The organism is Pseudacidovorax sp. DMC4 (assembly GCF_056314265.1).
This window is the reverse complement of sequence record NZ_JBQUYR010000008.1, coordinates 232,402-257,241: the sequence shown is the minus strand read 5'-3', so window position 1 is coordinate 257,241 and position 24,840 is coordinate 232,402. Positions and strand designations below refer to the sequence as shown.

Below are 24,840 nucleotides of genomic sequence, written 5' to 3'. Positions count from 1 at the left end.
CATGCGGACGCGGGTGATCAGGCCTCGGCCAGTGGCAGGGCGAGCGTGAAGCGCGCGCCGCCTTCGGGCGGGTTGTCGGCGGCCAGGCTGCCGCCCTGGCCGGTGGCCAGCGTCTCGCTGAGGCTCAGGCCCAGCCCGAGTCCGCCCGGGCGCGTGCTGACGAAGGGCTGGAAGATGCACGGCAGCAGCTCGGGCGCGATGCCCGGCCCGCTGTCGTGGATCTGCAGCAGGCCCTGGCCCTGCTGGCGCAGCACGGCGATGCGGATGCGCCGCGGCGCGTCGGCCGGCCGGCTCTCCAGCGCCTGCAGCGCGTTGAGCAGCAGGTTGTGGACGATCTGCTCCACCGCCACGGGGTCGGCCTGCACGCGCACCGGCTCCGGGGTGGCGGCCGTCTCCACCGCCACTTGGCGGCGCGTGCATTCGGGCTCCAGCAGATGCAGGGCATCGCGCACCACATCCTGCAGCGCGACGACGGTGCGCCGCTCGCCGGCCTGTGCCTCGGGCCGCTCGATGGCGCGGCGCAGGCGCGCGACCACGGCCGCGGCGCGGCGGGCCTGCTCGGCCGCCTGGGCCATGGCGCCTCGGGCGGTGGCCAGCTCGGGCGGGTCGTCGTCGAGCAGGCGGCGTGCGGCCTGCGTGTTGGCCAGCATGGCGGTGAGGGGCTGGTTGAGCTCGTGCGCCATGCCGGCGGCCAACTCGCCGAGTGTGTTGAGCCGGCCGACCTGCCCCAGACGCAGCAACTCCTCGGCCCGGCGGCGCCCGGTGCGCTGGCGCTGCCAGGCCTGCAGCACGCCCAGCGCGAGGGCGACGGCCGCCGCCCACAGCGCCATCGCAGCCCAGGGCAGTTCGGCCCAGCCCACGCGCCGCATCGACACCACCTCGAAGGGCTGGCTGGCCGAGGCCAGCGTCTTGCGGAAGCCGAAGTGCCAGCCGCCGGCCGCGGTCGCATCGCGGCCGGGTTGCAGCACGAAGGCCTGGCCATCCAGCGTCAGCACCGTTCGGGCGGCGGCCGTGCGTGGATCGCTCGGCCATTCCTGCCAGGGCACGGCCGCAGCCAGGTCGATGTCGAGTGCGTAGCTGGTCGGCTCGGCCGCCATGAGCAGTTGATAACGGCCGGCGGCCAGGTCGATGCGGCTGAGCACCGCCGCCTTGCGGCTGCGCGAGCGGGCTTCGGCGGCGGCCAGTTCCGCATCGGCCCATGCGGTGCCGGGCGCGCGCCGTTGCACGCGCAGGATGGCGGGATAGACGGCGCTCAGCCGCTGTTCGGGCCGGTCGGCGGCGGCGGACGCCTGGGCGCCACCCAGCAGCGCCAGCGTGGCCAGCACCGCGTCGTACTGCACCACCTGCTGGCTCAGCAGCCGATGGGCGATGCGGCCTTCGGTGTCGAAGTCGGCCTGCAGGCGATCGAGTTCGGTCCGCGCCAGCCATGCACCACCCGCCAGCACGGCGGCGAGCCAGGCCAGCAGCCAGGGCAGCAGGAAGCGCAGGGAGCGGGGCATCCGGGCATTGTGCCGGTGGGCACGAACAGGACCTCTGCCGCGCGACCGAGGTGCTATCGTTTCCGGCCCTGTCCCCGTGGCCTTCCCGCCTCCACGTTCGCCATGCCCTCCAAAGCCTCGTCCCCTTCCACCGCGCCGGCGCTGCGCAAGCGCGTGACCCGCAAGGCCGTCGCCGCCTCTGCTGCGCCCGCCGTGGACGTGGCCATGGACGAGGAAGTCCCTGCGGACGAGGGCGGCGAAGCCGGTACCCGGCTGACCCAGGCCGAGCGCCGCGCGCTGGCCGAGCGGCGCATCCTGGACGCGGCGCTGGAGTTGGTGGCGCGTCGCGGCTCGGTACGCATGACGCTGGCCGAAGTGGGCGAGGCCGCCGGCTACAGCCGCGGCCTGCCGGCCCATCGCTTCGGCAACAAGGCCGGCCTGTTGCAGCGGGTGGTGCTCAACATCGGCGCGCGCTTCGAGGCACGGCGCCTCGCGCTGCCTCAGCACCGGCCGGGGCTGGATGCGGTGCGCAGCCTGGTCTCCACCTACTTCGTCCGCGACGACACCCGCTGGATCGAGACCCGCGCGCTGCTGGTGATGATGACCGAGGGCTTCATGGAGGACTCGGAACTCAACCCCTACATCGGCGAATACATCCGCAGCAGCATCTCGCGGCTGGAGCAGCACATCCGCGACGGCATTGCGCTGGGCGAGATCCGTGCCGACATCGACCCGACCACCGCCGCCACGCTGCTGCTCGGCGCGCTGCGCGGCGTGCTGCACCAGCGCCTGGTGCTGGGCGACCTGCGGCTGGACAAGGTGCGGGACCTGGCCCTACAGATGGTCGACAGGACCTTGGCGCCGCATTGACGGCGGCCCGCCGGGCTCAGCCGCCGCGGCCCGCCCGCGCGCGAGCCCAGTCGTCCGGTCCCCAGGCCAGCAGGTCTTCGGCGCCGGAGGTGCGCAGGTGCTGGCCGCCGTCGATGGCGATCATCTCGCCGTTGATATAGGCCGCGCTTTCGCTCACCAGGAAGGCGGCCAGCTCGGCCAGCTCCGGCGGCCGGCCGACGCGGCCCAGCGGGTTGGCTGGATAAGGGGCGGCAGCCCCGGCCTCAGCCGCGACGCCAGTGCCTGCGCTCGCCTCCACATTCGGCGCCGCATTGGCAAACGCCCGCCCCGCCGTCGGGTCGAGCGCCTGGCCCGCGCCCGCCGTCGGGAAGGGTCCGGGCGCGATGGCCACGCTGCGGATGCCGTGAGGGCCCCATTCCACGGCCAGGCTGCGCGTCATGGCCAGCAGCGCCGACTTGGCCATGGCCGAGGGCACGGTGAAGGCGCGTCCGGTGCGGGTGGAGGTCGACAGGATGCTCAGCACCACGCCCGGCCGGCCGCTGTCGATCCAGCGTCGGCCTGCCTGCAGCGTGCAGTACAGCGCCCCGTGCAGCGTGGGGCCCAGGATGGCGTCGGCCGCGCGGGCACTCAGGCGTTCGGTCTGCGCGATGAAGGTGGCCGCCGCGTTGTTGACCAGCACATCGAGCGGGCCTTGCTGCCAGGCTGCATCGAACATGGCTTCGACGGCGGACGGATCGCGCACGTCACAAGTCAGTGTCTGCACATCGGCGTCGTGGCGTGCCAGGAGGCCGTCGCGTGCGGCCGCCAGCAGCTCGGCCCGGCGGCCGCACAGCACCAGCTGTGCGCCCAGCGCCGCGAAGCGCTCGGCCATGGCGAGCCCCAGGCCGCTGCCGCCGCCGGTGATGAGGATGCGCCGTCCGCGCAGCAGTCCGTCTTGAAGCATGGTGTTGCCCTGGCCCCGCGGTGCGGGCGTTGTTGCGAAAGAGGAGGCGTGCCGCCGGCTTACCGGCCGCTGAACTTCGGCGGCCGGCGCTCGGACATGGCCTGCACGCCCTCGCGGAAGTCCTCGCTGCGGAAGTGCGCGAACTGCATCTCGCTTTCGCGCGCGACGGCTTCGCGCAGCAGCGGCATCAGTTCGCGCCGCAGCGTGGTGCGGGTGGCCTGCACGGCGATGGGCGCCGACAGTGCGATCTCTTGCGCGAGTTCCAGGGCCGCGCCGCGCACGGCCTCGGGCGTATCGACCAACTCGTCGACCAGGCCCAGCGTGTGGGCCTGCGTGCCGTCGATGCGCCGGCCGGTGTAGAAGAGCAGGGCGGCCTGCTGCGGACCCACCAGCCGCGGCAGCGTGACCGACAGGCCGAAGCCGGGATGGAATCCCAGCCGGTTGAAGTTGGCGCTGAAGCGCGCCTGCGGGCAGCTCACGCGAAAGTCCGCGGCCAGCGCGAGGCCCAGTCCGCCGCCGATGGCCGGCCCGTGCACCGCGGCCACGATGGGCTTGCCGGTGGCGTAGATGCGCAGCGCCTCGGCATAGATCGGGTTGAGTGCGCGCGGGCTGGTGGCTGCCGTGGCATCGGTGTCGCCGCCGAAGTTGGCACCGGCGCAGAAGGCCGTGCCCTGCGCGGCCAGCACCACGGCGCGGCAGTCGGCATGGGCTTCGAGGTCTTCGAGCGCATCGGCGATGGCGCGGATCAGCGGCACGTCGAAGAAGTTGTGCGGCGGGCGGCGGATCTCGAGGATGGCGACGTGGCCGTCCATGTCGACGCCGAGGTCGGTGTGGCTGCGTGGGGGCATGAAGGTCTCGGGGAATGTGAAGGGAATGCTGGGCGCCATACGCTGAAGCGCGAGACGCCCTCGGCGCAGCTCACTCGGCCGCGGTCACGGAGAACTGCCGCTGCGTCATCGCCGGCCAGAAGCCGGCCGCGCGGGCGCGGATGGCCGCGGCGCCCAGTCGCTGCGCCCACCAGGCATCGGCACCATAGGCCGCGCGCCAGGCCCACAGCCGGCGCGTGGCGAAGTGCAGCGCATGCTCGTGCGTGAAGCCGATGGCGCCCAGCACCTGGTGCGCGGTGGCCGCCACGCGCGTGGCCGCCTCGCCGCAGCGCACCTTGGCCGCAGCCACGCCGAAGTCGGCACGCGCCGCGCGCTCCGCGTCGCCGAGCCTGAAGTCCAGCCCTGCCGCGCGCACCGCCATGCGGGCCGAGGCCACATCGCCCGCGGCCTGCGCCAGCATCTGCTGCAGCGCCTGGTTCTTGCCGATGGGCCGGCCGAACTGCACGCGGTCGTTGGCGTACTGGATGGCCTCGGCCAGCGCCCATTCCATGGCGCCGACCATCATGGCCGCATGCAGTAGGGCGGCCGTGCTGCGCAGTGGCAGCGCGATGCCGAATGCCGCGGCGGGCAGCACCGCGCGCACCGCGACGCCTGCCAGGCGCAGGCGGTCGGCAGGTAGGCCTGCGAGGTCCAGGCCCGGCTCGCAGCTGAGGCCGACGGCATTCTTCAGGTCCACCACGGCGATATCGCCCTGCGGCAGTTGCACGAGTGCCCAGGCGGCATGGCGTCCCCAGGGCACGGCGGGCGCCTCGCCGCTCAGGTGGCGGCCGTCGGCCGTCAGGGCCAGCGTCTGGCCCGGGCCCGCGTCGATCAGCGTGCCCGGCCCGGCCAGCGGCGCATGTCCCGTGCAGGCGAGCAGTGCCAGGCCGGCCGCCGTTTCGGCCAGCGGCAACGGTACGCGATGGCGGCCCAGTTCCTCGAAGATCGGCAGCGCCTGGTCGGGCGTGAGGCCGAAGCCCTGATCGCCCGCTGCCAGCGACGCCGCAAAGCCGGCCTCTTCCACCTGCTGCCAGAGCGCCTGCGGAAAGTCGCCGGCCTCCACCTGCGTGTTGAGCGCGGCCCCGGCCGCATCGGCGAACAGGCGCGCGGCGCTGTCCTGGATCATCTGTTGGTCGTCGTTCATCGGAGGCCCATTCCTTTCGCGAGCATGCCCCGCAGGATTTCGCGCGTGCCGCCGCGCAGGGAGAAGGACGGCGTGGCCAGCACGAGGTGCCGCTGCACGCGCGCCAGGTCGCTCTCGGGGGGCATGCGGCCGCCGAAGAGTTCGTGCGCCAGGTCGGGCAGGCCCTGCTCCAGGAGTGCGCCCTGGTCCTTGACGGCCGCAGCGGCCAGCCCGGGGTTCTGGCCCGCGGCCAGCATGCCGGCCACGCCCAGCGACATCTGCCGCAGCGTGGCGTACTGCGCGGCCAGCCGCCCCAGCACCAGCTGGTGGTGCGGGTTGTCGGCATCGGCGGCGTCCAGCATCTCGAGCATGAGCTGCGTGCTGCTCATGTAGCGCTCGGGACCCGAGCGCTCGAAGGTCAGCTCGGTCGTGACCTGGTGCCAGCCTTCGCCTTCGGCGCCGATCAGGTGGTGCGCGGGCACGGGCACCTCGTCGAAGGTGACCTCGTTGAACTCGTGCTCGCCCAGCTGGTTGACGATGGGCCGGATGGTGAGGCCGGGGCTGCGCATGTCCACCAGGAACTGCGACATGCCGGCATGCCGGTCGGCACTGGGTGGTGCGGTGCGCACCAGCGCGATCATGTAGTGCGCCTTGTGCGCGGCCGAGGTCCACACCTTGCGGCCGCTGATGCGCCAGCCGTCGCCATCGCGCACGGCCCGGGTGCGGATGGAGGCGAGGTCCGAGCCCGAATCGGGTTCGCTCATGCCGATGCAGAAATGGCACTCGCCCCGCGCGATGCGCGGCAGCAGCTCGGGCGCCAGCACCTCGGGCGAATAGCGCATCAGCAGCGGCCCGCTCTGGCGGTCGGCCACCCAGTGGGCCGACACGGGGGCGCCAGCGGCCAGCAGCTCTTCCAGCACCACGTAGCGCTCGAGCATGGAGCGCTCGCCGCCGCCGTAGCGCCGCGGCCAGGTCATGCCGATCCAGCCGCGTCGGCCGAGTGCTCGGCTGAACTCGGGGCTGTAGCCGGACCAGTTGCGCGCCCGCTCATGCGGCGGCAGGTCGCCGAGCGTCTGCGCGAGAAAGTCGCGCACCTCGGCGCGCAGCCGCTCGCAGTCGGGCGGCAGTTCGGCCGGACGGATGTCCAGGGCTTGCATGGCTTGTCTCCTTCGAAGGTGCGTGCCGGACAGGAGCGTCCGGGTCAACACCTAAAGCAACTTGCTTGTTGGTCAACAAATATAAGTGCTAGAGTCCGCCCAGGCAAGCGAGGTCCACCCCGGGCCTTCCCGGACTTGCGTGAATCCACACCTACAGACGGAGACATCCCATGACCCTTGAACGTCGCGCCTTCCTGGCTGCGCTGGGCGCCTTCGGCGCCGGCGCTGCGCTGCTGGCGGCCAGTCCGGCCGCCCTGGCCCAGGCGGCCTTTCCCACCAAGCCGCTGCGCATCGTGGTGCCCTTCACCGCGGGCAGCGGCTCCGACTCGGATTCGCGCTTCTACGGCGACCTGCTCGGCAAGAAGCTGGGCCAGCCGGTGATCGTGGAGAACCGGCCCGGGGGCAGTGGCCTGATCGCGGTGCAGTCGGTCAAGTCGGCCCCGGCCGACGGCTACAGCATCCTGCTGGCCAGCAACTCGCCCATGTCGGTCAACCCGGCCGTGATGAAGAGCCTGCCCTACGACCCGTTCAAGGACTTCAAGCCGCTGGTGGGCTCGGCCGTCGGCCCGGCCGCCTTCGTGGTGAAAGGCGATTCGCCCGCCCACAGCATCCAGGACGTGGTGGCCGCGGCCAAGCGCGAGAAGCGTCCGATCGCGGTGGGCAACTATTCGGCGGGCTACCAGCTCGTGGCCGCGTGGCTGGGCACGGCCTCGGGCGCGCAGATCAACCACATCAACTACAAGGGCGGCTCGCAGATGGTCACGGACGTGATCGGCGGCCAGCTGGAAGTGGCCATCGTCGACCCCTCGGCCTTCGTCGAGATGCAGAAGGAAGGCCGCATTCGCATGCTGGCCGTCACCGGCGCCAAGCGCATGGGCACGCTGCCCGCGGTGCCCACCATGATCGAGAGCGGCTTCGCCGACTTCGAGACCTATGTCTGGAGCTCCTTCTTCGTGCGCAGCGAGACGCCCGCCGACATCACCCAGAAGCTGATCGGCGCGTTGGCCGAAGTCATGGCACAGCCGGAGGCCGTGGCCTACCGCCAGCAGCGGGGCGCCGACTTCCTGGACCTCAAGGGCGACGAGATGCGCAAGTTCCAGCAGCGCGAATACGAGCGCTTCAAGCGCGTGGCCGAAGCGGCCGGCCTGGTGCAGCAATGACGATGACCCGGCCGATGGGCGCCTTCGGCCTGTCGGCCATTTTTCTTTCCATGCCATGAAGCCTTCCGAGCAGACCTCTTCCTCCGCCAGCGGGCCGCTTGCGGGCCTGCGCGTCCTCGACCTCACCGCCGTGGTGCTCGGCCCGCTGGCCACCCAGATTCTGGGCGACCAGGGCGCGGACGTGATCAAGGTCGAAAGCCTGGAGGGCGACCTGATGCGGGCCAATGGCGTGTCGCGCCACCGTGGCATGAGCTCGATCTACCTCACCATCAACCGCAACAAGCGTTCGCTGGCGCTGGACCTCAAGCGCCCCGAAGGCGTGCAGGCGCTGCTGCGGCTGGCGGCCACGGTCGATGTGTTCGTCCACAACATGCGCGTGCCGGCCATCGAGCGGCTGGGTCTGGGCTATGAGGCGCTGCGCCGCGTCCGGCCCGACATCGTCTACTGCGTGGCCACCGGCTACCAGGAGGGCGGCGCTTTCGCCGGCAAGCCGGTGTTCGACGACATCGTGCAGTCGGGCTGCGGCCTGGTGGACCTGAACCTGCGCGACGGCGCGCAGCCGCGCTACATGCCCACGCTGGTGGCCGACAAGGCTGCGGGCCTGATGGTGGCGCAGGCCGTGACGGCCGCGCTGCTGCACCGTGCGCGCAGCGGCCAGGGCCAGTATGTGGAAGTGCCCATGTTCGAGGCCATGACCGCCTTCACGCTGGTCGAGCACCACGGCGGCCATGCCTTCGAGCCTGCGACGGCGGAGCCCGGCTACGCGCGGGTGCTCAATGGCGGACGGCGCCCCATCGCCGTGCGCGACGGCCATGTGACGGTTCTGCCTTATTCGCCCGCGCACTGGCAGGCGCTGTTCGAGCGCACCGGCCATGCGGCCCTTCTGCAGAAGTACGGCACGCTGGACCGCAGCCAGCTCAACGCCCGTGTGCGCGAGCTGTATGCCGACCTGGCGGCCGTGGTGGCCGACATGGACTGCGACACCTGCCTGACGCTTTGCGAAGCGCTGGACATCCCGGCCACGCGCATCTATGCGCTCGACGAGCTGCGCGAGCATCCACAGCTGGTCAGCGTCGGCCTGTTCGAGACGCATGAGCATCCCACCGAGGGCCCCACCGTTCAGGTGCGGCCGCCCGTGCGCTTTGGCACGACGCCGGCACGCATCGCGCGCCTGGCGCCGACGCTGGGCGAGCATTCCGCTGAAGTGCTGCGCGAGGCGGGGCTGTCGACCGAGGAGATCGAATCGCTGGCGGCCGCGGGTGCCGTGAAGCAGGCCGCCTGAAGGCGGCGGGCAGGCCGGACCTGGTGCACGGGCCGGCCTGCTTGCCTTCCGAAGGACGCTGCGCCGCCTGACACGCGACGCCGCGGCCGGCAGGCAGGCTTGGTCCGCATGAAGCGCTTCCTCGACCTCTTTCCCCTGGTGCACGCCCTGATGGCCGTGGTGTTCGCGGTGGCGTCGCTGATGCTGCTGGTGATCGCGGCGCGCATCGGCTGGGACGCCTTCGGTGCCGGCCTGGACCGCGGCTCGGCCGCTTCCATCATCGAGGCGCTGGGCGTGCTGGCCTCGGCGGTGGTGGCGCTGCAGATCTCGCGCACCATCGCCGAAGAGGAGGTGGTGCGCGAAGCCCACATCAGCGGACCGACGCGGGTGCGCCGCTTCCTGTCGCGCTTTCTGGTCGTGCTGGTGGTGGCGCTCGCGGTCGAGGGGCTTGTGGCCGCCTTCAAGGCGCAAAGGGCGCCGGCAGACATGCTCTACGCCAGCGCCCTCGTCGTTGCCGTCGGCGTGCTGCTCGCGGGGTGGGGCGTCTTCATCCGCTACAACCGGGAGGCGGAAGAACTGGAGCCCGAGGCCATGGCCCAGGCCAAGCAGGAAGACGGCAAGGTCAGTTGAGGCCGGGCCTCAACCGGCGTTCTGCGTCGCGGCTGGCGCCTCGATGTCCACCTCGAAGTTCTCGAGGAAGCGGCTCACCATCATGTAGAAGCCGATCACGAGCGTCAGCTCGGCCACAAGGGCGGGCGAGAGTTGCCGGCACAAGGCCTGGAACATCGCATCGGGTGCCTTGACGTGCGCCACGACCTGGTCGACGTAGTCCAGCACCATGTGCTCGGTGGCATCGAGCGCGCCCGTGTCGGCGCCGATTTCCAGGGCCGCCACCTTGTCGTCGGCCAGACCCACGTTGCGCGCCACCCGTCGGTGCTGGTGCACTTCGTAGCTCGACCCGCACAGCAGGCCGACACGCAGGATGGCGATCTCGCGCAACCTTGAGTCGAGCCGGTTCTCGCGCAGGATGGCGCCGCCCAACGCGAGAAAGCCTTCGGCCACCTTGCCGGCATGCGGCAGCATGCGATAGAGGTTGAGTGGCGGACGCGAGCCGATCAGCTGCAGGTAGGTGTCGGACGCCTGCGAGAGGTCGAAGTAGGGGACGCGGGCCATGGTGCGGTGTACAGGTGGAGCGCACCGGCTGTCATGCTGCCGATGCAATGAGGGATGGGCGGTGTGCTCAGCGGCTTTCGGCGCTGGTGCTGGCGATGAGCGATTTGTAGAGGGTGACCTCGTCGGTCATCATCTTCTGGATGGCGGGCATGTCGTCGAGCATGGGCTCGGAGCCATTCGCCCGCAGGAAGGCCGGATAGTCGGGGCCGTGGAGCACCCGCTTGACCGCGGCCATCAACTTCTCGGTGATGGGCGCCGGCGTCTCGCTGCGCACCAGGAAGACGTCCCAGCTGTAGTACGAGAAGTCGGGCACCCCGCTTTCGGCCACCGTGGGCACGTCCGGGTAGTTGGGATGGCGCGTGGTGCCCGTCACGGCCAGGGCGCGGATCTTGCCGGACTTGATCAGCTCCTGCGTGGCCGTGGCGTCGCCGTAGCCGATGTCGATTCGGCCGGCCGCCAGGTCGGGCAGCGAGGCCGGATAGCCCTTGTAGGGCACGTTGCGCAGCTTGATGCCGGCGAGGTTGGCCAGGCGCTGCGACGTGAGGTAGTAGCCGTCGGAATAGGTGCCGATGGTCAGCGGCTCGGGCTTGGCCTTGCCCACCTCGATCATCTGGCGGATGGTGGTGAACCTGGAGTCGGGCGGCACCGTCAGGATGGCGGGCGCGCGCAGCATGCCGCCGACGAGCTTGAAGTCCTTGAACGGGTCGTAGGGCAGGCTCTTGCCGTAGGCGACCGGAATGGTGATGCCCGAAGAGCTGCCCACCAGCAGCGTGTAGCCATCGGCCGGCGCCAGACGCACCGCCGAGAAGGCGATGACGCCATTGGCCCCGGGCCGGTTGTCGACCACCACCGGCTGCCCCAGTTCCTTGCCCAGCGCATCGGCGAAGTTGCGGGTGCTGGTGTCCAGCCCGTTGCCGGCCGGGAACATCAGGATGATCTTGAGCGGCCGGTCGGGAAAGGTCCCGCTCTGGCTCTGCGCCTGGGCCTGAACCGGCGCGGCGGCCAGCAGGCCGGCGCCGAGCAGCAGGCCCATGACAGCGCCCAATGCGCGGCGGTGGGGCGTCCGAGGAAGGTGCGTCATCGCGGAATCCTTTCGTGGGTTCAGTGCACAGGGTCCGAGGGCGGGTGGGCGGTGGGAGGCGCATCGCCGGTCGACATGGACGACAACAGCGCGTCGTAGCCAGGCTCGAGCTCGATGTCCATGGACTGCAGGAAGCGCCCCACGCACACGTAGAAGCTGGCCGTGAGCACCAGCTCCACCACCGCGGCGTCGTCGAAGCCGCTGTGCTGGAGCTGCAGCAGCGTGGCGTGCGATGCGGCCGGGCCGCGCGTGACCTCGTCGGCCAGCTGCAGCACGGCGCGTTGCGGGCCGTCGAACAGCGCCGATGCCTGCCAATCGGCGAGCGCATCGATCTGGGCCTGGCTCACCCCGGCCTCCAGCGCCATCGGCACGTGGTGCGCCCATTCGTAGGCCGTACCGGAGATCTGCGCCCCGCGCAGGATCAGCAGCTCGCGCAAGGGCCGTGGGGTGTGGGCGTTCTGCCGCAGCGGCCAGGCAAAGTCGAGCCAGCCGCGGAACATGGCCGGCGCCGTGGCCAGCACGCGGTAGAGGTGCGGCATCGGAAAGTCCGGGCCGCGGGCCTGGCGCACTTCGTCGAAGAGGGCGGCGGCCTGCGGATCGGCCGGGTGTTCGGGGAGCAGGGGGATGCGGGGCATGGGGCTGGCTGGCGATGGAGCAGGGCTGAACTCAGCCAGCTTTGGTCTCGCGCCCGTCCGGCTTCAGGCCCGGCGAGGGCGCCTTGCCGGCGGTGGCCCCGGCATCCACGGGCAGGATCACGCCCGTGACCCAGCGCGCCTCGTCGCTGGCCAGGTAGGCCACGGCCTGGCCCACGTCCCAGCCCGAGCCTTCGGTCTGCAGCAGCGAGCGCATACGCCGTTCCTCGCGCACCTCAGGCGTCATGCGGCCCGCGACCATGGGCGTGTAGACCATGCCCGGCGCCACGCAGTTGACGCGGATGCCCTCGGTGCCGTGATGCGCGGCCATGGCCCGCGTCATGTTGACCACCGCGCCCTTGGAGGTGGGGTAGAGCAGGGCCGGCGTGCCGCCCATCAGCCCGGCCACCGAGGCGATGTTGACGATGGCGCCGCGGCCCAGCTTGCGCATCTCGGGGATGGCGTAGCGGGCCATCAGCATCATCGAGGTCACGTTGATGCGCAGGGCCCGGTCCCACTCGTCCAGGTCGAGGTCGACCGCGCTGCCGCCGGGCCCGCCGATGCCGACGTTGTTGACCAGGATGTCGACACGGCCCCAGGCCTCCACGGCCGTGGCGACGGCCTGGCGGCAGGCCTCGGCCTGGGACACGTCGCAGCCCAGCGTGAGCGCCTGCCCGCCCTCGGCCGCGATGGTGCGCTCGGTCTCGCGCGCGGCATCGGGCTGCAGGTCGAGCAGCAGCACGCGGGCGCCGCGTCGTGCCAGCAGGATGGCGGCCGCGCGGCCGTTGCCCACGTCGGCGGTGCGCGAGCCGGCGCCGGTCACGATGGCGACGCGGCCATCCAGGCGGCTGCTCGCGGGTTGGGAATGGTCGGCGGCGCCGAGAGGGGTCGGAAGGGTGTTCACGCGGGACCTCGGGGCCGATGGCCCATGGAGTGATGACCTCAGCGTAGGTCTGCGCGCAACCGCACAAGAAGAGCGTTTTCCCCAGGGTGAAACGTTTCACCGCGAGGTGTATTGAGTACCGCGGTCCGGCTGCCGGATGTCTCAGGGGCGGGGGTTGCGTGCGCGGCGAAGGGGCAGGGTGGGGGCGGGCCCGGTCGACTCGCGCGCCACGAAGCGCGCGGGCGCCAGGGCCTCGCGTGGCTGCGCGGGCGGCTCGCCGCGCATGCGCTTGAGCAGCATGTCCACGCCGGCCTCGGCCGCGATCTCGTGGTCGATGGCGATGCTGCTGATCGAAGGCCGGTGATGGCGGGCAAAGTCCGGGTCGCCCAGGCTCACGATGGACAGGTCGCGCGGCACCTGCAGGCCCAGCGCTTCTGCCGCGTTGAGCGCATCGGCCAGCACGCTGGTGCCGGGGGTGATCAGCGCCGTCGGCCGGTCGGCGGGGCGCAGGAGGCGCAGCACTTCGTCATAGGCCGGGCTGGTCGATGAGCCCAGGCGCACGACCCGCTCAGGGCGAAGCGCCAGACCGGCGGCTTCGAGCCCGGCCTTGAAGCCCTCGAGGCGCCGACGCATGGGCCGGTTGGGCACATCGGCGATGAGCAAGGCTACGTCGCGGTGCTGCAGTGCGGCCAGGTGCTGCACGGCGTCGTGCAGGCCGCGCAGGTGGTCGAACAGCACGCGGTCGTGCGCCACGTCCATGTCGCGGTCGAGGATGACCACCGGCAGGCCGAGCTTTTCCATCGTCTCCAGCAGGGCCGGATCACGCTCGTTGCCCGGCGCGACGATGGCGCCGTCCATGCGCCGGCTCTGGAACATCGACAGGATCTCGCGCTCACGCTGCAGGTCGTTCAGGCTGTTGGCCAGCAGCACCATGTAGCCAGCCTTGTGCAGCTTGGTCTCGAAGGTCTGGTAGAGCCGCGCATAGAGCGGGTTGGCCACGTCGGTGAACATGCAGCCCACGGTGCGCGAACTGCGCGAGCGCAGCGCCTGCGCCGTCTGATCGGGCGAATAGTCCAGCTCGCGCATGGCGCGCTCCACCCGCGCCCGGACTTCGTCGCCGACATTGCCGGCCTTGTTGATGACCCGCGACACGCTGCCCAGCGACACGCCCGCGAACGCCGCCACGTCCTTGATGCTGGCGCGTTTGGCGTGGTGTTTCATGGGCAGGTGAGGGGCGCTGGAGCGGGCGGATTCTAGGGGTCGGCCCTGCGGCCGACGGCCGCTGCCATCAGCGCGCTTCGCTGTCGGCGGACAGGGCCAGTTCGGTCAGCTCGAACAGCAGCGGCACCAGCTTGCGCTCGATCTTCGACGCGCTCATCTGCGACGACGAGCCCGCGCAATTGAAGCTGAGGATGCCGTGCGCCGGCAGGTGCACCGCGCGCGCCACGCCCACCACGTCGGCCACCCATGAGGCCTGGCACCAGCCGTGCATCTGGTGGTGTTGCACGCCGGCATCGATCTGCGCGCGCAAGTCGGCGCGGTTACCTGTGTGGCGCGCGACCAGGTGGGAGATCTGCGCTGACCGCGCCTGTGCCGGCATGCAGGCCAGCGCGGCCGTGCCGAGGGCGGTGTAGGTCATGGGAATGCGCACGCCCGGCGCAATGTGCATCAGCGTCTCGCGCCGCGCGCGGCGGAAGGTGTCGACGTAGACCATGTCGTCACCGTCGGGGGCGGCCAGGCTCACGCTCACGTTGTGGCGTTCGGCGGCCTCTTCCATGCGGGCCAGCACCTGCTGCCGCACCGGTGCCATCGCCTGGAAGGTCGCAAAGCCCAGGCTGATGCAGGTCGCCGTGGGCGCGTAGCCGCCCGCGCCCGGCAACTGCCGCAGCAGGCCTGCCTCGACCAGCGCCCCGGTCATGCGGCTGACCGTCGACGGCGCCAGGCCGCTCAGCTCCGCCAGGGCGCCGTTGGTCAGGACGGGAAAGCCGGGCCGGAAGGCCTTGAGCAATGCCAGGCCGCGGCGCAGGGTCTGGTTGGTGGCGGTGTCGGTGCGGTCGACGGGCTTGCGAGGTCGCAAAGGGCAGCTCCTGGGTGCGGGGTGCCAGCGGGAGTTTTCCATTCTATGGAAATGACTGCCGCGGGCCCGGTTGAGAAAGACGGGGCTGCCGCCCATGATCGACAGCGGTCGGCAACAACAACGGAGACATCGTCATGCCCCAGCATTCCTTCACGCGCCGCCGGTGGCTTGCATTGCTTGGCAGTGCCGGCCTCGCGGCCACTCAGGCGACGGGCGCCCTCGCGGCGACGGAGCCCTTCCCCTCGCGTCCGCTCAAGCTGGTGGTGCCCTTTCCGCCAGGCAGTGGCACGGACATCGCGGCGCGGCACTTCGCGCGCCTGCTCGGGGAGATGTCGGGCCAGCCCGCCATCGTCGAGAACAAGCCCGGCGGCAATGGCTTCATTGCCGTGCAGATGGTGCTGAATGCGCCGGCCGATGGGCACACGGTGCTGCTCGGCAGCAACTCGACCCTGGCGACCAATGCCGCGGCCTTTCGCAAGCTGCCCTACGACCCGCTGGTCGACCTCGCGCCGATCTCGTTGCTGGTGGGCGCGCCCGTGATGCTGGTGGTGCCGCCGACGTCGCGCTACCGCACCGTGGCCGATCTGGTGGCCGATGCCAGGCAGCGGCCCGGCGCGCTCAACTACGGCTCGGGCTCGATCTCGTACACGCTGTATGCGGAGTGGATGGACCAGCTTGCCGGCATCAAGGCCACGCCCATCAACTACAAGGGCTCGGGAGACGCCGGTGCCGCCGTCATGGCAGGCAACGTGGACTTCGCCATCGTCGATGCGAGCAGCACGGTCGAGCTGGTCAAGTCGGGCCGCCTGCGTGGACTGATGCTCGCGGCGCCCCAGCGCTCGCCCCTGATGCCCGACGTGCCCAGCGCGCCCGAGGCCGGCCTGGCCGCCTTCGACGCCTTCACCTGGGTGGGCGCGGCCGTGGCCGCCAGGACGCCGCCCGAGGCGACGCGGCGGCTCGCCGAACTGTTCACCCAGGCCGGCCGCAGCGACGAGACCCGCAAGTTCTACGAAGGCCAGCTGGTGAACATGCGGCTTTCCACGCCCGAGGACATGCGCCGCTACCAGGTCGAGGAGATCGCGCGCTGGAAGTCGCTGGTCAAGCTCACCGGCCTGGAACTGCAATAGGCCGGCCGTCATGCACCGATCCCCTCAATGCCATCACGGCGGCCCGTTGCGCCGCAAGGAGTCCAAGCGACATGAATGACGAGCTGTACCGCGGCATCTACACCCTGCCCAAGATCGAGCGTGTGGTCTTTGGCCAGCCGGCGGCCGAGGTGGTCGCGGCAGAGGCCGAGCGCCTGGGCGCCAAGCGCGTCTTCGTGCTGACCGCCGCGCTGCTGGCCGAACAGACGGACGTGCCCGCCCGCCTGGCCGCCGCACTGGGCGCGCGCCATGCGGCCACCTGGAGCGGCATCGCCGCCCATACCCCGCGCGACGACGTCATCGCCGCGGTGGAGGCCGCCCGGCGCGCCGACGCCGATCTTCTGGTGGCGCTGGGTGGCGGCTCCGTCATCGATGCGGCCAAGGTGGTGGCGACCTGCCTGGCCAACGACGTCGACACGGTGGACGACATGGACGCCTTGCGCAAGTCGCCCTCGCAGTCGATGACCGCGGCAGGCGCTGCGGTGCGCGCGCCGCAGTTGCCGCTGCTGGCGGTGCCCACCACACTTGCCGGGGCAGAGTTCACGGCCTATGCCGGCGTCACGCATCCGCGGACGCGCCTGAAGGAGGTGTTCACCCATCCGCAGCAAGTGCCGCGCGTCGTCGTGCTCGATCCGTCGGTGACGCTGCCCACGCCGCAGGCGCTGTGGCTGTCGACCGGCGTGCGTGCGCTCGACCATGCCGTGGAGGACATCTGCTCCATCGACGCGCAGCCCTATTCGCAGGGCACGGCGCTGCAGGCCATCCGCCTGCTGACCCGCGCGTTGCCGGCCACCCATCGCGACGCGGGCAATCTGCGCGCGCGGCTCGATGCGCAGGTGGCGGGCTGGCTCTCCACCGTGGGCTCTCAGGCCGGCGTCAACAAGGGCGCGAGCCATGGCATCGGCCACGCCCTGGGCGGCACGGGCGGCGTGCCGCACGGACTCACGTCCTGCATCCTCATGCCGCATGTGATGCGCTTCAACGAACCGGTGGTGCGCGAGCAGCACGCGATGATCAGCGAAGCCATGGGCCAGCCCAGCGTGCCAGCCTGGCAGGCGGTGGCGGGCCTGATCGAGGGGCTGGGGCTGCCGCGCACGCTGCGCGCGGTGGGCCTGGACGACGACGAGCGGATCGAAGCCGTGGCCCAGGCGGCGATGCACGACCCGTGGATCCGGACCAATCCCCGGCCCATCGAGGGCGTGGAGACGGTGCGGATGTTGCTGAAGGCGGCGCGTGCCTGAGGCTGCGCCACCGGTGCCGATCGTCTGCCGACGCTACGCAGGTCCGGTGTTGCGGCCGGCGCAAAAACCTGTCGCCATCAGCGGTACCAGGTGCCGCGCACCCAGGCCCACCCGCCGGCCTCCGGCCGCCAGACCCAATGGCCCGGCACCCACACATGCTGCGGTGAGGGCGGCACGCCGATCTGTTCGATGATGACCGGCGGCATGGGTGGCACCGGCTGGCGCACCCACTGGCCGTGCTGCCAGAGCCAGTCGTTGCCGGCCCAGCGCCAGTGGCCCGGCACCCAGTTGAAGCCCGGGCCGGGCGGATTGCCCCGGTCCTCATGCACGGGCGCGGGCATGGCGCGCACGACCACATGCGGTGCGGGTGGCGGCGGTGGTGGCCGAACGATCACGGGCCGCTCTTCGACGACGGGAGTGACGCAGGCGCTGAGGCCTGCTGCCACGGCGATCAGTGCAAGGCTGCCTGCAAGGGCGCGGCGCGCGGCCTGGGGAAATCGGTCGGTGAACGTCATGGCGGGGCTGTGTTTCTTCTTCGAGTCACCTTTGGGGGAGGAAGGAACAGCATCGTCAGGGTGGGCTTGCACGGGCCTGACCGGGCGGGCCCATGAGGCCGGCACTTTGTATCGATCTCCATCCATGTAACCGTTGCACGGATGGCCCCGCCGCGCGGTGCTATGTACCGGAGCGCGGCTTGACCCGGTACATCGACGTGTCGCTGCGGTGAAGAAGGGACGCAGTGGTGTCCCCATTCATGGCCTCGGCCAGACCGATGCTCACTGCCACGCGCAGCCCCGCAGCGATCGACTCCCAGTCGAAGGACGTGATGGCGAACCGAACGCGCTCGCACACCTGCGCCGCACTGCCCGCCGTGGCGTTGGCGAACACGATGACGAACTCGTCGCCCGCCCAGCGCGCCGGCAGGTCGCGGTCGCGCAACTGCGACGACATGATGCCGGCCACCGTCTTCAGGACACGGTCGCCCACCTCGTGGGTGAAGCGGTCGTTGATCGACTTGAACTGGTCGATGTCGAGCAGCGCCACGGCCAGCGGCTGCCCGGCGGATGCGTGCAGGCGTAGCTCTTCGTCCAGGACCTGCTCCAGATGTCGCCGATTGGCGATGCCCGTCAGTGCGTCCTCCAGCGACCAGCGCTCGAACTGCCTGGACGCCACCAGCGCCTGCTGCAGGTGACGCTCGCTCTGCCTCGCACCAAGGCGCCAGGACACCAGCGCCTCCCGATGGCTCAGGCTGTCCGCGACGACCCGTTGTTCGCGTTGCCGAAGGATTCGGTTCTCGCGCAACGCATCTTCATGGCGACCCTGTAGTTCGAAGACCTGAATCAGCAGCAGATGGGCACGGCAGGCCAGCTGTTCGTGCTCGACGCTCAGGGCGAGATCCCGCATCCTTTCCAGTTCGAGCTGCGTGGCTGCCCAGTCCTGCCGTGCCCAGGCCATCTCGGCGGCGCACCAACGCACGAAGGCATCGAGCCAGGTGACCGTCGTGCCCAGCGCACGCTGGGCGGCCTCGAACTCGGCGTGGGCCAGACCCATGTCGCCCTGCCATGTGGCAAGCAGCGCGCACGAAGCCGGAGATATCACGGCCCGGAAGGCCTGCAGCCCCGGCAGCAGCGCAAACCCGATGCCGGCGCGCTCCAGCTCCCGGCACTCCGTCACCAGGCTTGCCAGACGCGCCAGGCTGCGCATCGTGCCGGTGTGGAAGCGCTCATCGATCAGGCGAGACGCCTCGACCCACACCTGATTGATGCGCGGCTGAAAGACACTGACCGCCGGCTCGCAGCGCCGCGCCGTTTCGACAGCAAGCTCCAGCGCCGCATCGCCGCGCTTGTGGTCGCCGCCCCAGGAGTAGGCCAGCCCCAGGCAGTTCAACGCGAGCACCGCGGGCGGCTGCGGTTGCTTGGTCTTGCACAGCTGCACGCTCAGCAAGGCGGCCTCGACCGCCTCGTCGTTGCGACCGAGCAGCATGCAGACATGCGCGAGCGTGGTCAGCGCATTGGCCTCGCCCTGCGCGTCGCCCAGCTGTTCGAAGAGCTGCGCCGCCCTGCGGCTGGTGCCGCTCGCGCGGCGCAGGCGTGAATGGATGCGATCGCAATGCGCGAGGCAGGCCAGTGCGCGGGCCTCGAGCCGGAGGTTGTCGCCATTGGCCGCGGACAGCGCGGCGGCGGCCAGGTCGTAGGCCTCATGGACTTGGCCCTTGTCGAGGGCGGCGTACGCAGCCGCCAGGGCGCCGTCGGGGGTGTCGTCGGAGTCGCCGAGGATGATGTGGCGGGTCACGGTGCGCGGCCTTGTTGAAGTGGGCCACTGGCCAAGCGGTTGGGCTGGGTCCGGCAGGGCGAGGGCGGCTGATCGGGTGGGAAGTCCGGCGTCAAGGCGTGCACCCTCTGATAACGGTGTGGGCCGTATCGTATCGGGCGGGATGGCGGGTTCCTGCAGGCACTGCCCTGACGTCGATCCGCCTTGCGATGCGCGTGAACATCACCGCGCGGAAGTCCGGTGAGCGCTTTGCCCGCAGCCTGCCGTGAGTGCAAGGCCAGCGGCACTGAGCTAGCAGGCTGCTTTAAGCGACGCACGAGCGTCTTCGGGGGGCTCGTGGTTGAAGTGTCTGCAGCGCAGGACGGGTCGGTCAGGCGGCAAGGACCCTTTCGCGTGACGGCTTTGGGCCCAGGTGTGCGGCAATCGCTTTAGTCACCGCTGAAAGATGAGCGGGCTTTCGATTCGCCGATCAACCCCGAGCGGCGCCTATGCAGCGGTTGCAGCCATTCACCCTGGCTCCGCCAACGACGGGTGTCTGGCGGTTCGCCGTCGTCCGTGTCCGACGCTCGCCTCAAATTTAGGAGTGCAGCGGTTGGCGACCTTCGTTCTCGTCACGCGGATTCACGCTGACTGTCACTAATCCGTGGCCCGCCTTGGAAGTCGGGGCCTATCGCGCCAGCCGACCCAGTGTGAGCACATGGTGGGTATTGCAGAAGCCATCGAGAACGATGGTCCGCGCAGAGCCGCCGCCATCCACCAGCGCTGCGGTGCCTTCAACCACGGGCCCGCGACGCCTCCAACTCGTGCGCAGCCGGATCAGCTCGAACAATTGGGCTGCAGTGACGGCGGGGAACATCTGGCGGAACGCTGCTGACTTGATGAAGTAGTGGACGCCACTGCCGTCTTCCGTGGGGCCGATGTCGGCGTGGTTGGGGTGTGTGCTGATTAGGCCAAAGGTCGGCTCAAGCGGGTCGCGGTCCTCGACGAACCGCCAGAAGGTCGATGTCAGCGTGTTGCCGAATCGACCCTTTAGCGCCTGGACGCTCTTGAACGAGGGTTCGTAGTCCTTGGCCTCGATGCTGAACTTGTCGCCGAGAAACAGCATGCGGCCGGCACCGAAGTTGGCCTCGGCCTCGATTATTTCGTGACAGTCGGGGGCGAGCGTGATCTCGGTGTCGCCGAGCAGGAACTCGCTGTGCCACGGGATGAAGCTGTGGTTGATCTCGTGCGCTTCGATCCAGCGGTGCTTGAGCTCGGGGACTTCTTTGTCGATAAGGATCTTGCGGTCATCGGGCAGCCACAGCCCGCTGAGCTTAGCTTTCTTGACCACCTCAAGGATCAGTTTGGGATCCTCGACAAGCCGTTTGCCAGCCACCTTGACGCGGTGGGCGAACTCGGCAAGAGGGCCCACTTCGGTCGACGAGTAGTACTTGCGATCGAGGCGCAGAAGCTCCCGAACCATCCGCAGGTCGAGCGGAGGTTCGGGGCGTCCCAGGTCCCTCAGGATCTTGTCGATCAGCAGATCGATTTCACGCTGTTCAGACTGACCAACAAGCTCCCGCACGGGTCATCTACTCCTGGTCACGAAGGTAGCGCACGAAGCTTTTGAGCGCTTCTTGCTCTTCGCGCGTCAGCGCCGCCATGTCATCCGAATGCGCGGCGAACTTCAGCGCGTTCGTGTTGAACGACGCGTCGTTGGAGACGGCGGCGCCGGCGAGCTTCATCACTTCCCCAACCGGCAGGTCAAAGAAGTTGGCGACCTTAGAGATCGTTCTGGGCCGAGCGCGGAACTCAGGGTCGCGTTCGATGTGTTGAAGCTCGTCGGCTTCCACTGAAAGCCTCTCAGCCAGTTCTTCAACACTGAGCCGCTTTGCGCGCCGAGAAAACTTCACCAGCAGTCCAAAAGCGACCGTGAGCGGCGGCTCAGCGGGTGCGGCTTCCTTGGCCTTCGCGTCGAACGCGGGGCCAATCACAAAGTCGTCGTCCAGTGTTTCTTGGATCATGCGCGCGTACCACTGGCGGTCCGGGCGATGCTTGCTATTCATAAATTACCTCCAGTCTAGGTCGCAGTGCTGGGGAGCACCGCGGCTGCCTGCTGAGGCGTCATCTCGAAGTAGAGAAGGTTGCCGTAGTCAGGGTCTGGCCCAAGGCAATCCATCTTGAACTTTTCTCTGTAGAGGGACTCGGCACCTGGCAATGAGTGCAGGCCGATCCGTCCTTCAAATCCTTCATCGAGACTCCGAATGATCGCCTCGGTGACCAAGATCACGCCGACACCGCCATACATCGGGGTGGGCACCAACCTCGGTCGATTCCAAGGTGCGGTGGAAACGAGATCCACGTAAACCATGTGCTGTTTGAGCTGTTCAGGCAGGCGGCACGTGAAGACGACGTTCATGAACATCAGGCCTTGGGTGTCGCCGCCGCATCGAAGTGCATGAGAGGCCCATTGCAGCTGGCCAACGCGATCACGGACCTTCGCCGGCCATTCCCAATGGGCATCCGCCACGTTCCAGCGTGTCACCTCTTCACGCGTGAGTGTGCCGGCCTTACGAAGCTCCTCGATTTTTGCCTGCATCGGCGGAAGCCAGCGCTGTTCGAAAGAGGTCACATCTTCAAGTTCGATGCGGCCGATCAAGTCGGCCGGCTCCATCTGTTGGGTGTGTCGATTGAACAGCTCAAGCATTTGGTTTACAGGAGCATCAGCTCCGCCTTCTCTTTGCTTTCACTTTCGAAGAACAGCTTCTCGCCACGCTGCTGGCGGATGTCCACGGTTTGATACAGGCGCAAGGCCTGGCGCAGGACGGCGGTCTTCGATAGCGACTTCTCTGACGACAGCGAATCCAGCACGTCCATCTCTGTGTCGGAGAGGACGAGCGTGAGGGTCCTTTTGGCGGTGGTGTTCATGGTCGGGCTCCTTTGCGGGGCCTTCATGGTCATGGAAAACGGCGATTTTGTCAACGATAAATGCCCATAAAAAATTTCAAAGATCGCCATCCAATCGCCAGTTGACAAGTGTTTTCTGCTCATCTAGCATGGATGTCATGGTGATTTTTTATTCATAAAGTCATCATCGCACGCAGGGCTGGCTCTGCACTCAGACGGGAACCTCCCATGAACTACGCTACGGATACGCAACACAACCAGACAGCCCGTCCTCAGGGCCAAGCCATCGAAGTGCTCGACGAGCACTTCAACCCGCGCAGCAAGGGCATCGACGACGACCGGGTGACGGGCCGTCAGATCGCCGAGGCCGCGGGCTTCAACTCCGTCGACGAGGTGATCGTCCTGCAGCAGCTATCCAGCGGCGCGCTTGAGGAGCTCCGCCCCGAAGAACTCGTCGACCTGACCCAGCCGGGCGTGGAGCGCTTCTTCGTCATGGAAGGCGATACGACCTTCCGCTTCTTCCTGGACGGCCTCAAGCTCGAGTGGCCGCGTGCGAAGGTCAACGCCAGCACCTTGCTGCGCCTGGCCCGCAAGGGTGACGAGTTCGAGGTCGTGCAGCAGCTGGAAGATGCGCCAGACAAGGTGCTCAACGATGACGATGTGGTGGACCTGTCCCACAAGGGCACGGAGCACTTCAAGACCAGCAAGGGCGGCAAGCAGCTCAAAGTGTTCTACAACGAACAGCCGTTCGAGCTGGCCAAGGGCATGTACACGACCGAGCAGCTGATCGCCATCTTCAAGGTCGAGCCGGGCTACCTCCTCGACCTCTGGGTCGATGGCAAGCTGGTCGAGCTGAAGCCCGGTCAGGAGCTCAAGCTCAAGGCCGGTATGCACTTCACGTCGCACCCGCCGCGGGGGCAGTCGTCGTGAGCGCGGCACAACTGAGCGCGCTGCAGGCCGTCGTGCCCAGCGCGGAGCCGTTCCAGGAGGGGGGGCGCCTGTTGGCCTTCCTCCCTGGCCTCAAGGTTGAGACGCGCAGCGGCACCATCGTCTGCGACGCGCTGCTCCACCCTTACGAGCACACCAGCTACCAGACGCGCCTCTTCCTGGATCGCCAGATCCCCGGCGGCAGCGCGAACAACTGGACCGCCCACTCGTTGGGTGGCCGGACCTGGTGGGCGTGCTCGTGGCAGGGCGTCGAGGCCGCGCTCCCATGGGTGCAGATCCTGATGAACCACCTGAGGGCATTCCGATGAAGATCCACATCAAGATCACCGAGACGCTCCTGGCGCAGGCCCGGGCCGATCTGCACCGCCGGCACCCGTTCGCCTTCGAGCGCGTTGGCTTCCTGACCGCGGGCGCCACGCGCTCGCGCGACGGTGACATCCTGCTGCTCTGCCGCGGCTATCACCCCGTGGCCGATCAGGACTACGAGGCCAGCGCGACGGTCGGCGCCCAGATCGGGTCCGACGCGATGCGCAAGGCGATCGAGGTGGCGCACCCCGGCAAGTCGGCCCTCCTGCACATCCACACCCACGGCGGCCGTGGTGTGCCGGCCTTCTCGAAGACCGACCTGTTCAGCGGCGCCCAGTTCGTGCCTGGCTTCTTCAACGCGCTGCCGCGCACGCCCCATGGTCTGCTTGTCCTGAGCAACACAAGCGCCAAGGGTTTGGTGTGGACGGCGAAGAACGCCAAACCCCAGTACGTCGACGGGTTCACGCAGGTGGGCCGCTCGGTTCAGAGATTTGGAGACCGCTATGAGCAAGCATGACCGTCAAAGCTTCCTGGGCGCCACTAGTGAGCAGGACCTTAAGCGCGCGAAGGTCGGCGTCATCGGCCTGGGCGGCGGCGGGTCGCATGTCGTCCAACAGCTCGCCCACCTTGGCGTCGGCAACTACGTGCTGGTCGACCCGGACACCATTGACGACACCAACCTGAACCGCTTGGTCGGCGGGACCCTGGAAGACGTGAAGCGCCGGACCTTGAAGGTCGACATCGCCGTGCGCGTGATCCGCGCGGTCGTGGCTGATGCCAATGTCGGCGCCCATCCCGCTCAGTGGCAAGAGGTGTCCAGAGAACTCCAGACCTGCGACGTGCTGATCGGCTGCCTGGACGCTGTGGCGGCCAAGGATCAGCTCGACAAGTTCTGCCAGCGCTTCCTGATCCCGTACATCGACATCGGTATGGATGTGCATAAGCTGGGCTCGGGCTTTCTCATCTCGGGCCAGGTCGTGCTGATCACGCCAGGCAGCCCTTGCCTGCGCTGCATGGGTTTGGTGACCGAAGAAGCGTTGGCCCAGGAAGCCCGCAACTACGGTGCCGCAGGCGGCAAGCCGCAGGTCGTTTGGCCCAACGGTCTGTTGGCGTCGACCGCGGTCGGCTTGTTTACGCAGTTGATCTGCCCCTGGCATGGCCAAACCCGCGCGTCCGCGTTCCTCGAATACGACGGCAACAAGGGCACGCTCATGCCTAGCAAGAGCTTCGCGTTCGTCGCGGACCGCGCGTGTGCGCACTTCCACGCCGACGAAGCCGGCGACCCCCTCTTCGATATCCGTCAGGAGCACCAGGGCGTGCAGGCATCAGCGTAGGCTCAGTCCAGCTGAAGTGTCTTCAC

General features: G+C 69.1%; 27 protein-coding genes. 10 read left to right on the top strand and 17 right to left on the bottom strand.

Annotated elements, in window-relative coordinates:
- Window positions 1-17: 17 nt before the first annotated feature.
- Window positions 18-1,499 (bottom strand): sensor histidine kinase, encoded by a 1,482-nt coding sequence (locus tag ACT54X_RS16930; RefSeq protein WP_476347582.1) that lies wholly within the window; start codon window positions 1,497-1,499, stop codon window positions 18-20.
- A 102-nt stretch (window positions 1,500-1,601) separates the two neighbouring features.
- Here ACT54X_RS16930 and ACT54X_RS16925 point away from each other — a divergent pair, with 102 nt between their 5' ends.
- On the top strand, window positions 1,602-2,348 hold the full coding sequence (locus ACT54X_RS16925) for a TetR/AcrR family transcriptional regulator (RefSeq protein ID WP_294376412.1): 747 nt from the start codon (window positions 1,602-1,604) through the stop codon (window positions 2,346-2,348).
- A gap of 16 nt (window positions 2,349-2,364) precedes the next feature.
- Here the strand turns inward: ACT54X_RS16925 and ACT54X_RS16920 are convergent, their stop codons facing one another.
- The 4 genes from ACT54X_RS16920 to ACT54X_RS16905 form a co-directional block, all read right to left on the bottom strand.
- Window positions 2,365-3,270: an SDR family oxidoreductase gene (locus ACT54X_RS16920; protein ID WP_476347581.1), complete on the bottom strand. Its 906-nt coding sequence runs from the start codon at window positions 3,268-3,270 to the stop codon at window positions 2,365-2,367.
- A 59-nt stretch (window positions 3,271-3,329) separates the two neighbouring features.
- A complete protein-coding gene (locus tag ACT54X_RS16915; protein WP_476347580.1) occupies window positions 3,330-4,118 on the bottom strand; it encodes an enoyl-CoA hydratase/isomerase family protein in 789 nt (262 codons plus the stop codon).
- Window positions 4,119-4,188: 70 nt separating this feature from the next.
- Window positions 4,189-5,280, bottom strand: a complete 1,092-nt coding sequence (locus ACT54X_RS16910) for an acyl-CoA dehydrogenase family protein (protein WP_476347579.1) — start codon at window positions 5,278-5,280, stop codon at window positions 4,189-4,191.
- Window positions 5,277-6,416: an acyl-CoA dehydrogenase family protein gene (locus ACT54X_RS16905; RefSeq protein WP_476347578.1), complete on the bottom strand. Its 1,140-nt coding sequence runs from the start codon at window positions 6,414-6,416 to the stop codon at window positions 5,277-5,279. Before ACT54X_RS16905 ends, ACT54X_RS16910 begins: the two co-directional genes overlap by 4 nt.
- A 170-nt stretch (window positions 6,417-6,586) precedes the next feature.
- On the opposite strand from ACT54X_RS16905, the gene ACT54X_RS16900 reads away from it, so the two are divergent.
- The 3 genes from ACT54X_RS16900 to ACT54X_RS16890 all read left to right on the top strand — a co-directional run bounded on the left by ACT54X_RS16900 (window position 6,587) and on the right by ACT54X_RS16890 (window position 9,467).
- Complete coding sequence (locus ACT54X_RS16900; RefSeq protein ID WP_476347577.1) at window positions 6,587-7,576, top strand: Bug family tripartite tricarboxylate transporter substrate binding protein; 990 nt, start codon at window positions 6,587-6,589, stop codon at window positions 7,574-7,576.
- Window positions 7,577-7,631: 55 nt separating this feature from the next.
- Window positions 7,632-8,858: a CaiB/BaiF CoA transferase family protein gene (locus ACT54X_RS16895; RefSeq protein WP_476347576.1), complete on the top strand. Its 1,227-nt coding sequence runs from the start codon at window positions 7,632-7,634 to the stop codon at window positions 8,856-8,858.
- A 108-nt stretch (window positions 8,859-8,966) separates the two neighbouring features.
- Complete coding sequence (locus ACT54X_RS16890) at window positions 8,967-9,467, top strand: hypothetical protein (protein ID WP_017759635.1); 501 nt, start codon at window positions 8,967-8,969, stop codon at window positions 9,465-9,467.
- Between the two features lie 9 nt (window positions 9,468-9,476).
- Here ACT54X_RS16890 and ACT54X_RS16885 read toward each other — a convergent pair whose 3' ends face one another.
- The 6 genes from ACT54X_RS16885 to ACT54X_RS16860 form a co-directional block, all read right to left on the bottom strand.
- The gene (locus ACT54X_RS16885) at window positions 9,477-10,010 is read right to left on the bottom strand and encodes a carboxymuconolactone decarboxylase family protein (protein WP_476347575.1); all 534 of its coding nucleotides are present in this window, start codon (window positions 10,008-10,010) and stop codon (window positions 9,477-9,479) included.
- Window positions 10,011-10,077: 67 nt separating this feature from the next.
- Entirely contained in the window at window positions 10,078-11,091 is a 1,014-nt protein-coding gene (locus tag ACT54X_RS16880) for a tripartite tricarboxylate transporter substrate binding protein (protein ID WP_476347574.1), read from the bottom strand.
- Between the two features lie 20 nt (window positions 11,092-11,111).
- Window positions 11,112-11,726 carry a carboxymuconolactone decarboxylase family protein gene (locus tag ACT54X_RS16875; RefSeq protein WP_476347573.1) on the bottom strand — a complete coding sequence of 205 codons (615 nt, stop codon included), beginning with the start codon at window positions 11,724-11,726 and terminating at the stop codon, window positions 11,112-11,114.
- Window positions 11,727-11,757: 31 nt separating this feature from the next.
- Window positions 11,758-12,627, bottom strand: a complete 870-nt coding sequence (locus ACT54X_RS16870) for an SDR family NAD(P)-dependent oxidoreductase (RefSeq protein ID WP_476347572.1) — start codon at window positions 12,625-12,627, stop codon at window positions 11,758-11,760.
- Between the two features lie 141 nt (window positions 12,628-12,768).
- Complete coding sequence (locus tag ACT54X_RS16865; protein WP_476347571.1) at window positions 12,769-13,827, bottom strand: LacI family DNA-binding transcriptional regulator; 1,059 nt, start codon at window positions 13,825-13,827, stop codon at window positions 12,769-12,771.
- Window positions 13,828-13,894: 67 nt separating this feature from the next.
- Entirely contained in the window at window positions 13,895-14,683 is a 789-nt protein-coding gene (locus tag ACT54X_RS16860; protein WP_476347570.1) for an IclR family transcriptional regulator, read from the bottom strand.
- Window positions 14,684-14,817: 134 nt separating this feature from the next.
- Here ACT54X_RS16860 and ACT54X_RS16855 point away from each other — a divergent pair, with 134 nt between their 5' ends.
- Window positions 14,818-15,810 carry a Bug family tripartite tricarboxylate transporter substrate binding protein gene (locus ACT54X_RS16855; RefSeq protein ID WP_354320293.1) on the top strand — a complete coding sequence of 331 codons (993 nt, stop codon included), beginning with the start codon at window positions 14,818-14,820 and terminating at the stop codon, window positions 15,808-15,810.
- A gap of 71 nt (window positions 15,811-15,881) precedes the next feature.
- Window positions 15,882-17,069: an iron-containing alcohol dehydrogenase gene (locus tag ACT54X_RS16850; protein ID WP_476347569.1), complete on the top strand. Its 1,188-nt coding sequence runs from the start codon at window positions 15,882-15,884 to the stop codon at window positions 17,067-17,069.
- A gap of 77 nt (window positions 17,070-17,146) precedes the next feature.
- Here the strand turns inward: ACT54X_RS16850 and ACT54X_RS16845 are convergent, their stop codons facing one another.
- From ACT54X_RS16845 to ACT54X_RS16820, 6 genes are all read right to left on the bottom strand, one after another.
- Window positions 17,147-17,584, bottom strand: a complete 438-nt coding sequence (locus tag ACT54X_RS16845; protein WP_354320295.1) for a YXWGXW repeat-containing protein — start codon at window positions 17,582-17,584, stop codon at window positions 17,147-17,149.
- A gap of 160 nt (window positions 17,585-17,744) precedes the next feature.
- A complete protein-coding gene (locus tag ACT54X_RS16840; RefSeq protein WP_476347568.1) occupies window positions 17,745-19,361 on the bottom strand; it encodes a GGDEF domain-containing protein in 1,617 nt (538 codons plus the stop codon).
- 646 nt (window positions 19,362-20,007) lie between these two features.
- Entirely contained in the window at window positions 20,008-20,904 is an 897-nt protein-coding gene (locus ACT54X_RS16835) for an ImmA/IrrE family metallo-endopeptidase (protein ID WP_476347567.1), read from the bottom strand.
- A 7-nt stretch (window positions 20,905-20,911) separates the two neighbouring features.
- Window positions 20,912-21,385: a helix-turn-helix domain-containing protein gene (locus ACT54X_RS16830; RefSeq protein ID WP_476347566.1), complete on the bottom strand. Its 474-nt coding sequence runs from the start codon at window positions 21,383-21,385 to the stop codon at window positions 20,912-20,914.
- Window positions 21,386-21,399: 14 nt separating this feature from the next.
- Window positions 21,400-22,026 carry a hypothetical protein gene (locus ACT54X_RS16825; RefSeq protein ID WP_476347565.1) on the bottom strand — a complete coding sequence of 209 codons (627 nt, stop codon included), beginning with the start codon at window positions 22,024-22,026 and terminating at the stop codon, window positions 21,400-21,402.
- Window positions 22,027-22,031: 5 nt separating this feature from the next.
- Entirely contained in the window at window positions 22,032-22,247 is a 216-nt protein-coding gene (locus ACT54X_RS16820; RefSeq protein WP_476347564.1) for a transcriptional regulator, read from the bottom strand.
- Between the two features lie 207 nt (window positions 22,248-22,454).
- Here ACT54X_RS16820 and ACT54X_RS16815 point away from each other — a divergent pair, with 207 nt between their 5' ends.
- Genes ACT54X_RS16815 through ACT54X_RS16800 form a run of 4 tightly spaced genes read left to right on the top strand, consistent with a single transcriptional unit; the run spans window position 22,455 to window position 24,814 of the window.
- Window positions 22,455-23,156: a multiubiquitin domain-containing protein gene (locus ACT54X_RS16815; protein ID WP_476347563.1), complete on the top strand. Its 702-nt coding sequence runs from the start codon at window positions 22,455-22,457 to the stop codon at window positions 23,154-23,156.
- Window positions 23,153-23,482: a hypothetical protein gene (locus tag ACT54X_RS16810; RefSeq protein WP_476347562.1), complete on the top strand. Its 330-nt coding sequence runs from the start codon at window positions 23,153-23,155 to the stop codon at window positions 23,480-23,482. The genes ACT54X_RS16815 and ACT54X_RS16810 overlap by 4 nt, the downstream gene beginning before the upstream one ends.
- Window positions 23,479-23,997 carry a hypothetical protein gene (locus ACT54X_RS16805; RefSeq protein ID WP_476347561.1) on the top strand — a complete coding sequence of 173 codons (519 nt, stop codon included), beginning with the start codon at window positions 23,479-23,481 and terminating at the stop codon, window positions 23,995-23,997. The genes ACT54X_RS16810 and ACT54X_RS16805 overlap by 4 nt, the downstream gene beginning before the upstream one ends.
- Window positions 23,984-24,814: a HesA/MoeB/ThiF family protein gene (locus ACT54X_RS16800; RefSeq protein ID WP_476347560.1), complete on the top strand. Its 831-nt coding sequence runs from the start codon at window positions 23,984-23,986 to the stop codon at window positions 24,812-24,814. The genes ACT54X_RS16805 and ACT54X_RS16800 overlap by 14 nt, the downstream gene beginning before the upstream one ends.
- Window positions 24,815-24,840: the final 26 nt, after the last annotated feature.

What these genes read in the sequence shown, in the direction of transcription:
- ACT54X_RS16805 (WP_476347561.1), top strand. Translation starts at nt 23,479, where the DNA reads ATGAAGATCCACATCAAGATCACCGAGACGCTCCTGGCGCAGGCCCGG.
- ACT54X_RS16820 (WP_476347564.1), bottom strand. Translation starts at nt 22,247, where the DNA reads ATGAACACCACCGCCAAAAGGACCCTCACGCTCGTCCTCTCCGACACA.
- ACT54X_RS16800 (WP_476347560.1), top strand. Translation starts at nt 23,984, where the DNA reads ATGAGCAAGCATGACCGTCAAAGCTTCCTGGGCGCCACTAGTGAGCAG.
- ACT54X_RS16890 (WP_017759635.1), top strand. Translation starts at nt 8,967, where the DNA reads ATGAAGCGCTTCCTCGACCTCTTTCCCCTGGTGCACGCCCTGATGGCC.
- ACT54X_RS16875 (WP_476347573.1), bottom strand. Translation starts at nt 11,726, where the DNA reads ATGCCCCGCATCCCCCTGCTCCCCGAACACCCGGCCGATCCGCAGGCC.
- ACT54X_RS16825 (WP_476347565.1), bottom strand. Translation starts at nt 22,026, where the DNA reads ATGCTTGAGCTGTTCAATCGACACACCCAACAGATGGAGCCGGCCGAC.
- ACT54X_RS16905 (WP_476347578.1), bottom strand. Translation starts at nt 6,416, where the DNA reads ATGCAAGCCCTGGACATCCGTCCGGCCGAACTGCCGCCCGACTGCGAG.
- ACT54X_RS16880 (WP_476347574.1), bottom strand. Translation starts at nt 11,091, where the DNA reads ATGACGCACCTTCCTCGGACGCCCCACCGCCGCGCATTGGGCGCTGTC.
- ACT54X_RS16915 (WP_476347580.1), bottom strand. Translation starts at nt 4,118, where the DNA reads ATGCCCCCACGCAGCCACACCGACCTCGGCGTCGACATGGACGGCCAC.
- ACT54X_RS16920 (WP_476347581.1), bottom strand. Translation starts at nt 3,270, where the DNA reads ATGCTTCAAGACGGACTGCTGCGCGGACGGCGCATCCTCATCACCGGC.
- ACT54X_RS16910 (WP_476347579.1), bottom strand. Translation starts at nt 5,280, where the DNA reads ATGAACGACGACCAACAGATGATCCAGGACAGCGCCGCGCGCCTGTTC.
- ACT54X_RS16845 (WP_354320295.1), bottom strand. Translation starts at nt 17,584, where the DNA reads ATGACGTTCACCGACCGATTTCCCCAGGCCGCGCGCCGCGCCCTTGCA.
- ACT54X_RS16900 (WP_476347577.1), top strand. Translation starts at nt 6,587, where the DNA reads ATGACCCTTGAACGTCGCGCCTTCCTGGCTGCGCTGGGCGCCTTCGGC.
- ACT54X_RS16815 (WP_476347563.1), top strand. Translation starts at nt 22,455, where the DNA reads ATGAACTACGCTACGGATACGCAACACAACCAGACAGCCCGTCCTCAG.
- ACT54X_RS16885 (WP_476347575.1), bottom strand. Translation starts at nt 10,010, where the DNA reads ATGGCCCGCGTCCCCTACTTCGACCTCTCGCAGGCGTCCGACACCTAC.
- ACT54X_RS16930 (WP_476347582.1), bottom strand. Translation starts at nt 1,499, where the DNA reads ATGCCCCGCTCCCTGCGCTTCCTGCTGCCCTGGCTGCTGGCCTGGCTC.
- ACT54X_RS16830 (WP_476347566.1), bottom strand. Translation starts at nt 21,385, where the DNA reads ATGAATAGCAAGCATCGCCCGGACCGCCAGTGGTACGCGCGCATGATC.
- ACT54X_RS16855 (WP_354320293.1), top strand. Translation starts at nt 14,818, where the DNA reads ATGCCCCAGCATTCCTTCACGCGCCGCCGGTGGCTTGCATTGCTTGGC.
- ACT54X_RS16895 (WP_476347576.1), top strand. Translation starts at nt 7,632, where the DNA reads ATGAAGCCTTCCGAGCAGACCTCTTCCTCCGCCAGCGGGCCGCTTGCG.
- ACT54X_RS16925 (WP_294376412.1), top strand. Translation starts at nt 1,602, where the DNA reads ATGCCCTCCAAAGCCTCGTCCCCTTCCACCGCGCCGGCGCTGCGCAAG.
- ACT54X_RS16865 (WP_476347571.1), bottom strand. Translation starts at nt 13,827, where the DNA reads ATGAAACACCACGCCAAACGCGCCAGCATCAAGGACGTGGCGGCGTTC.
- ACT54X_RS16850 (WP_476347569.1), top strand. Translation starts at nt 15,882, where the DNA reads ATGAATGACGAGCTGTACCGCGGCATCTACACCCTGCCCAAGATCGAG.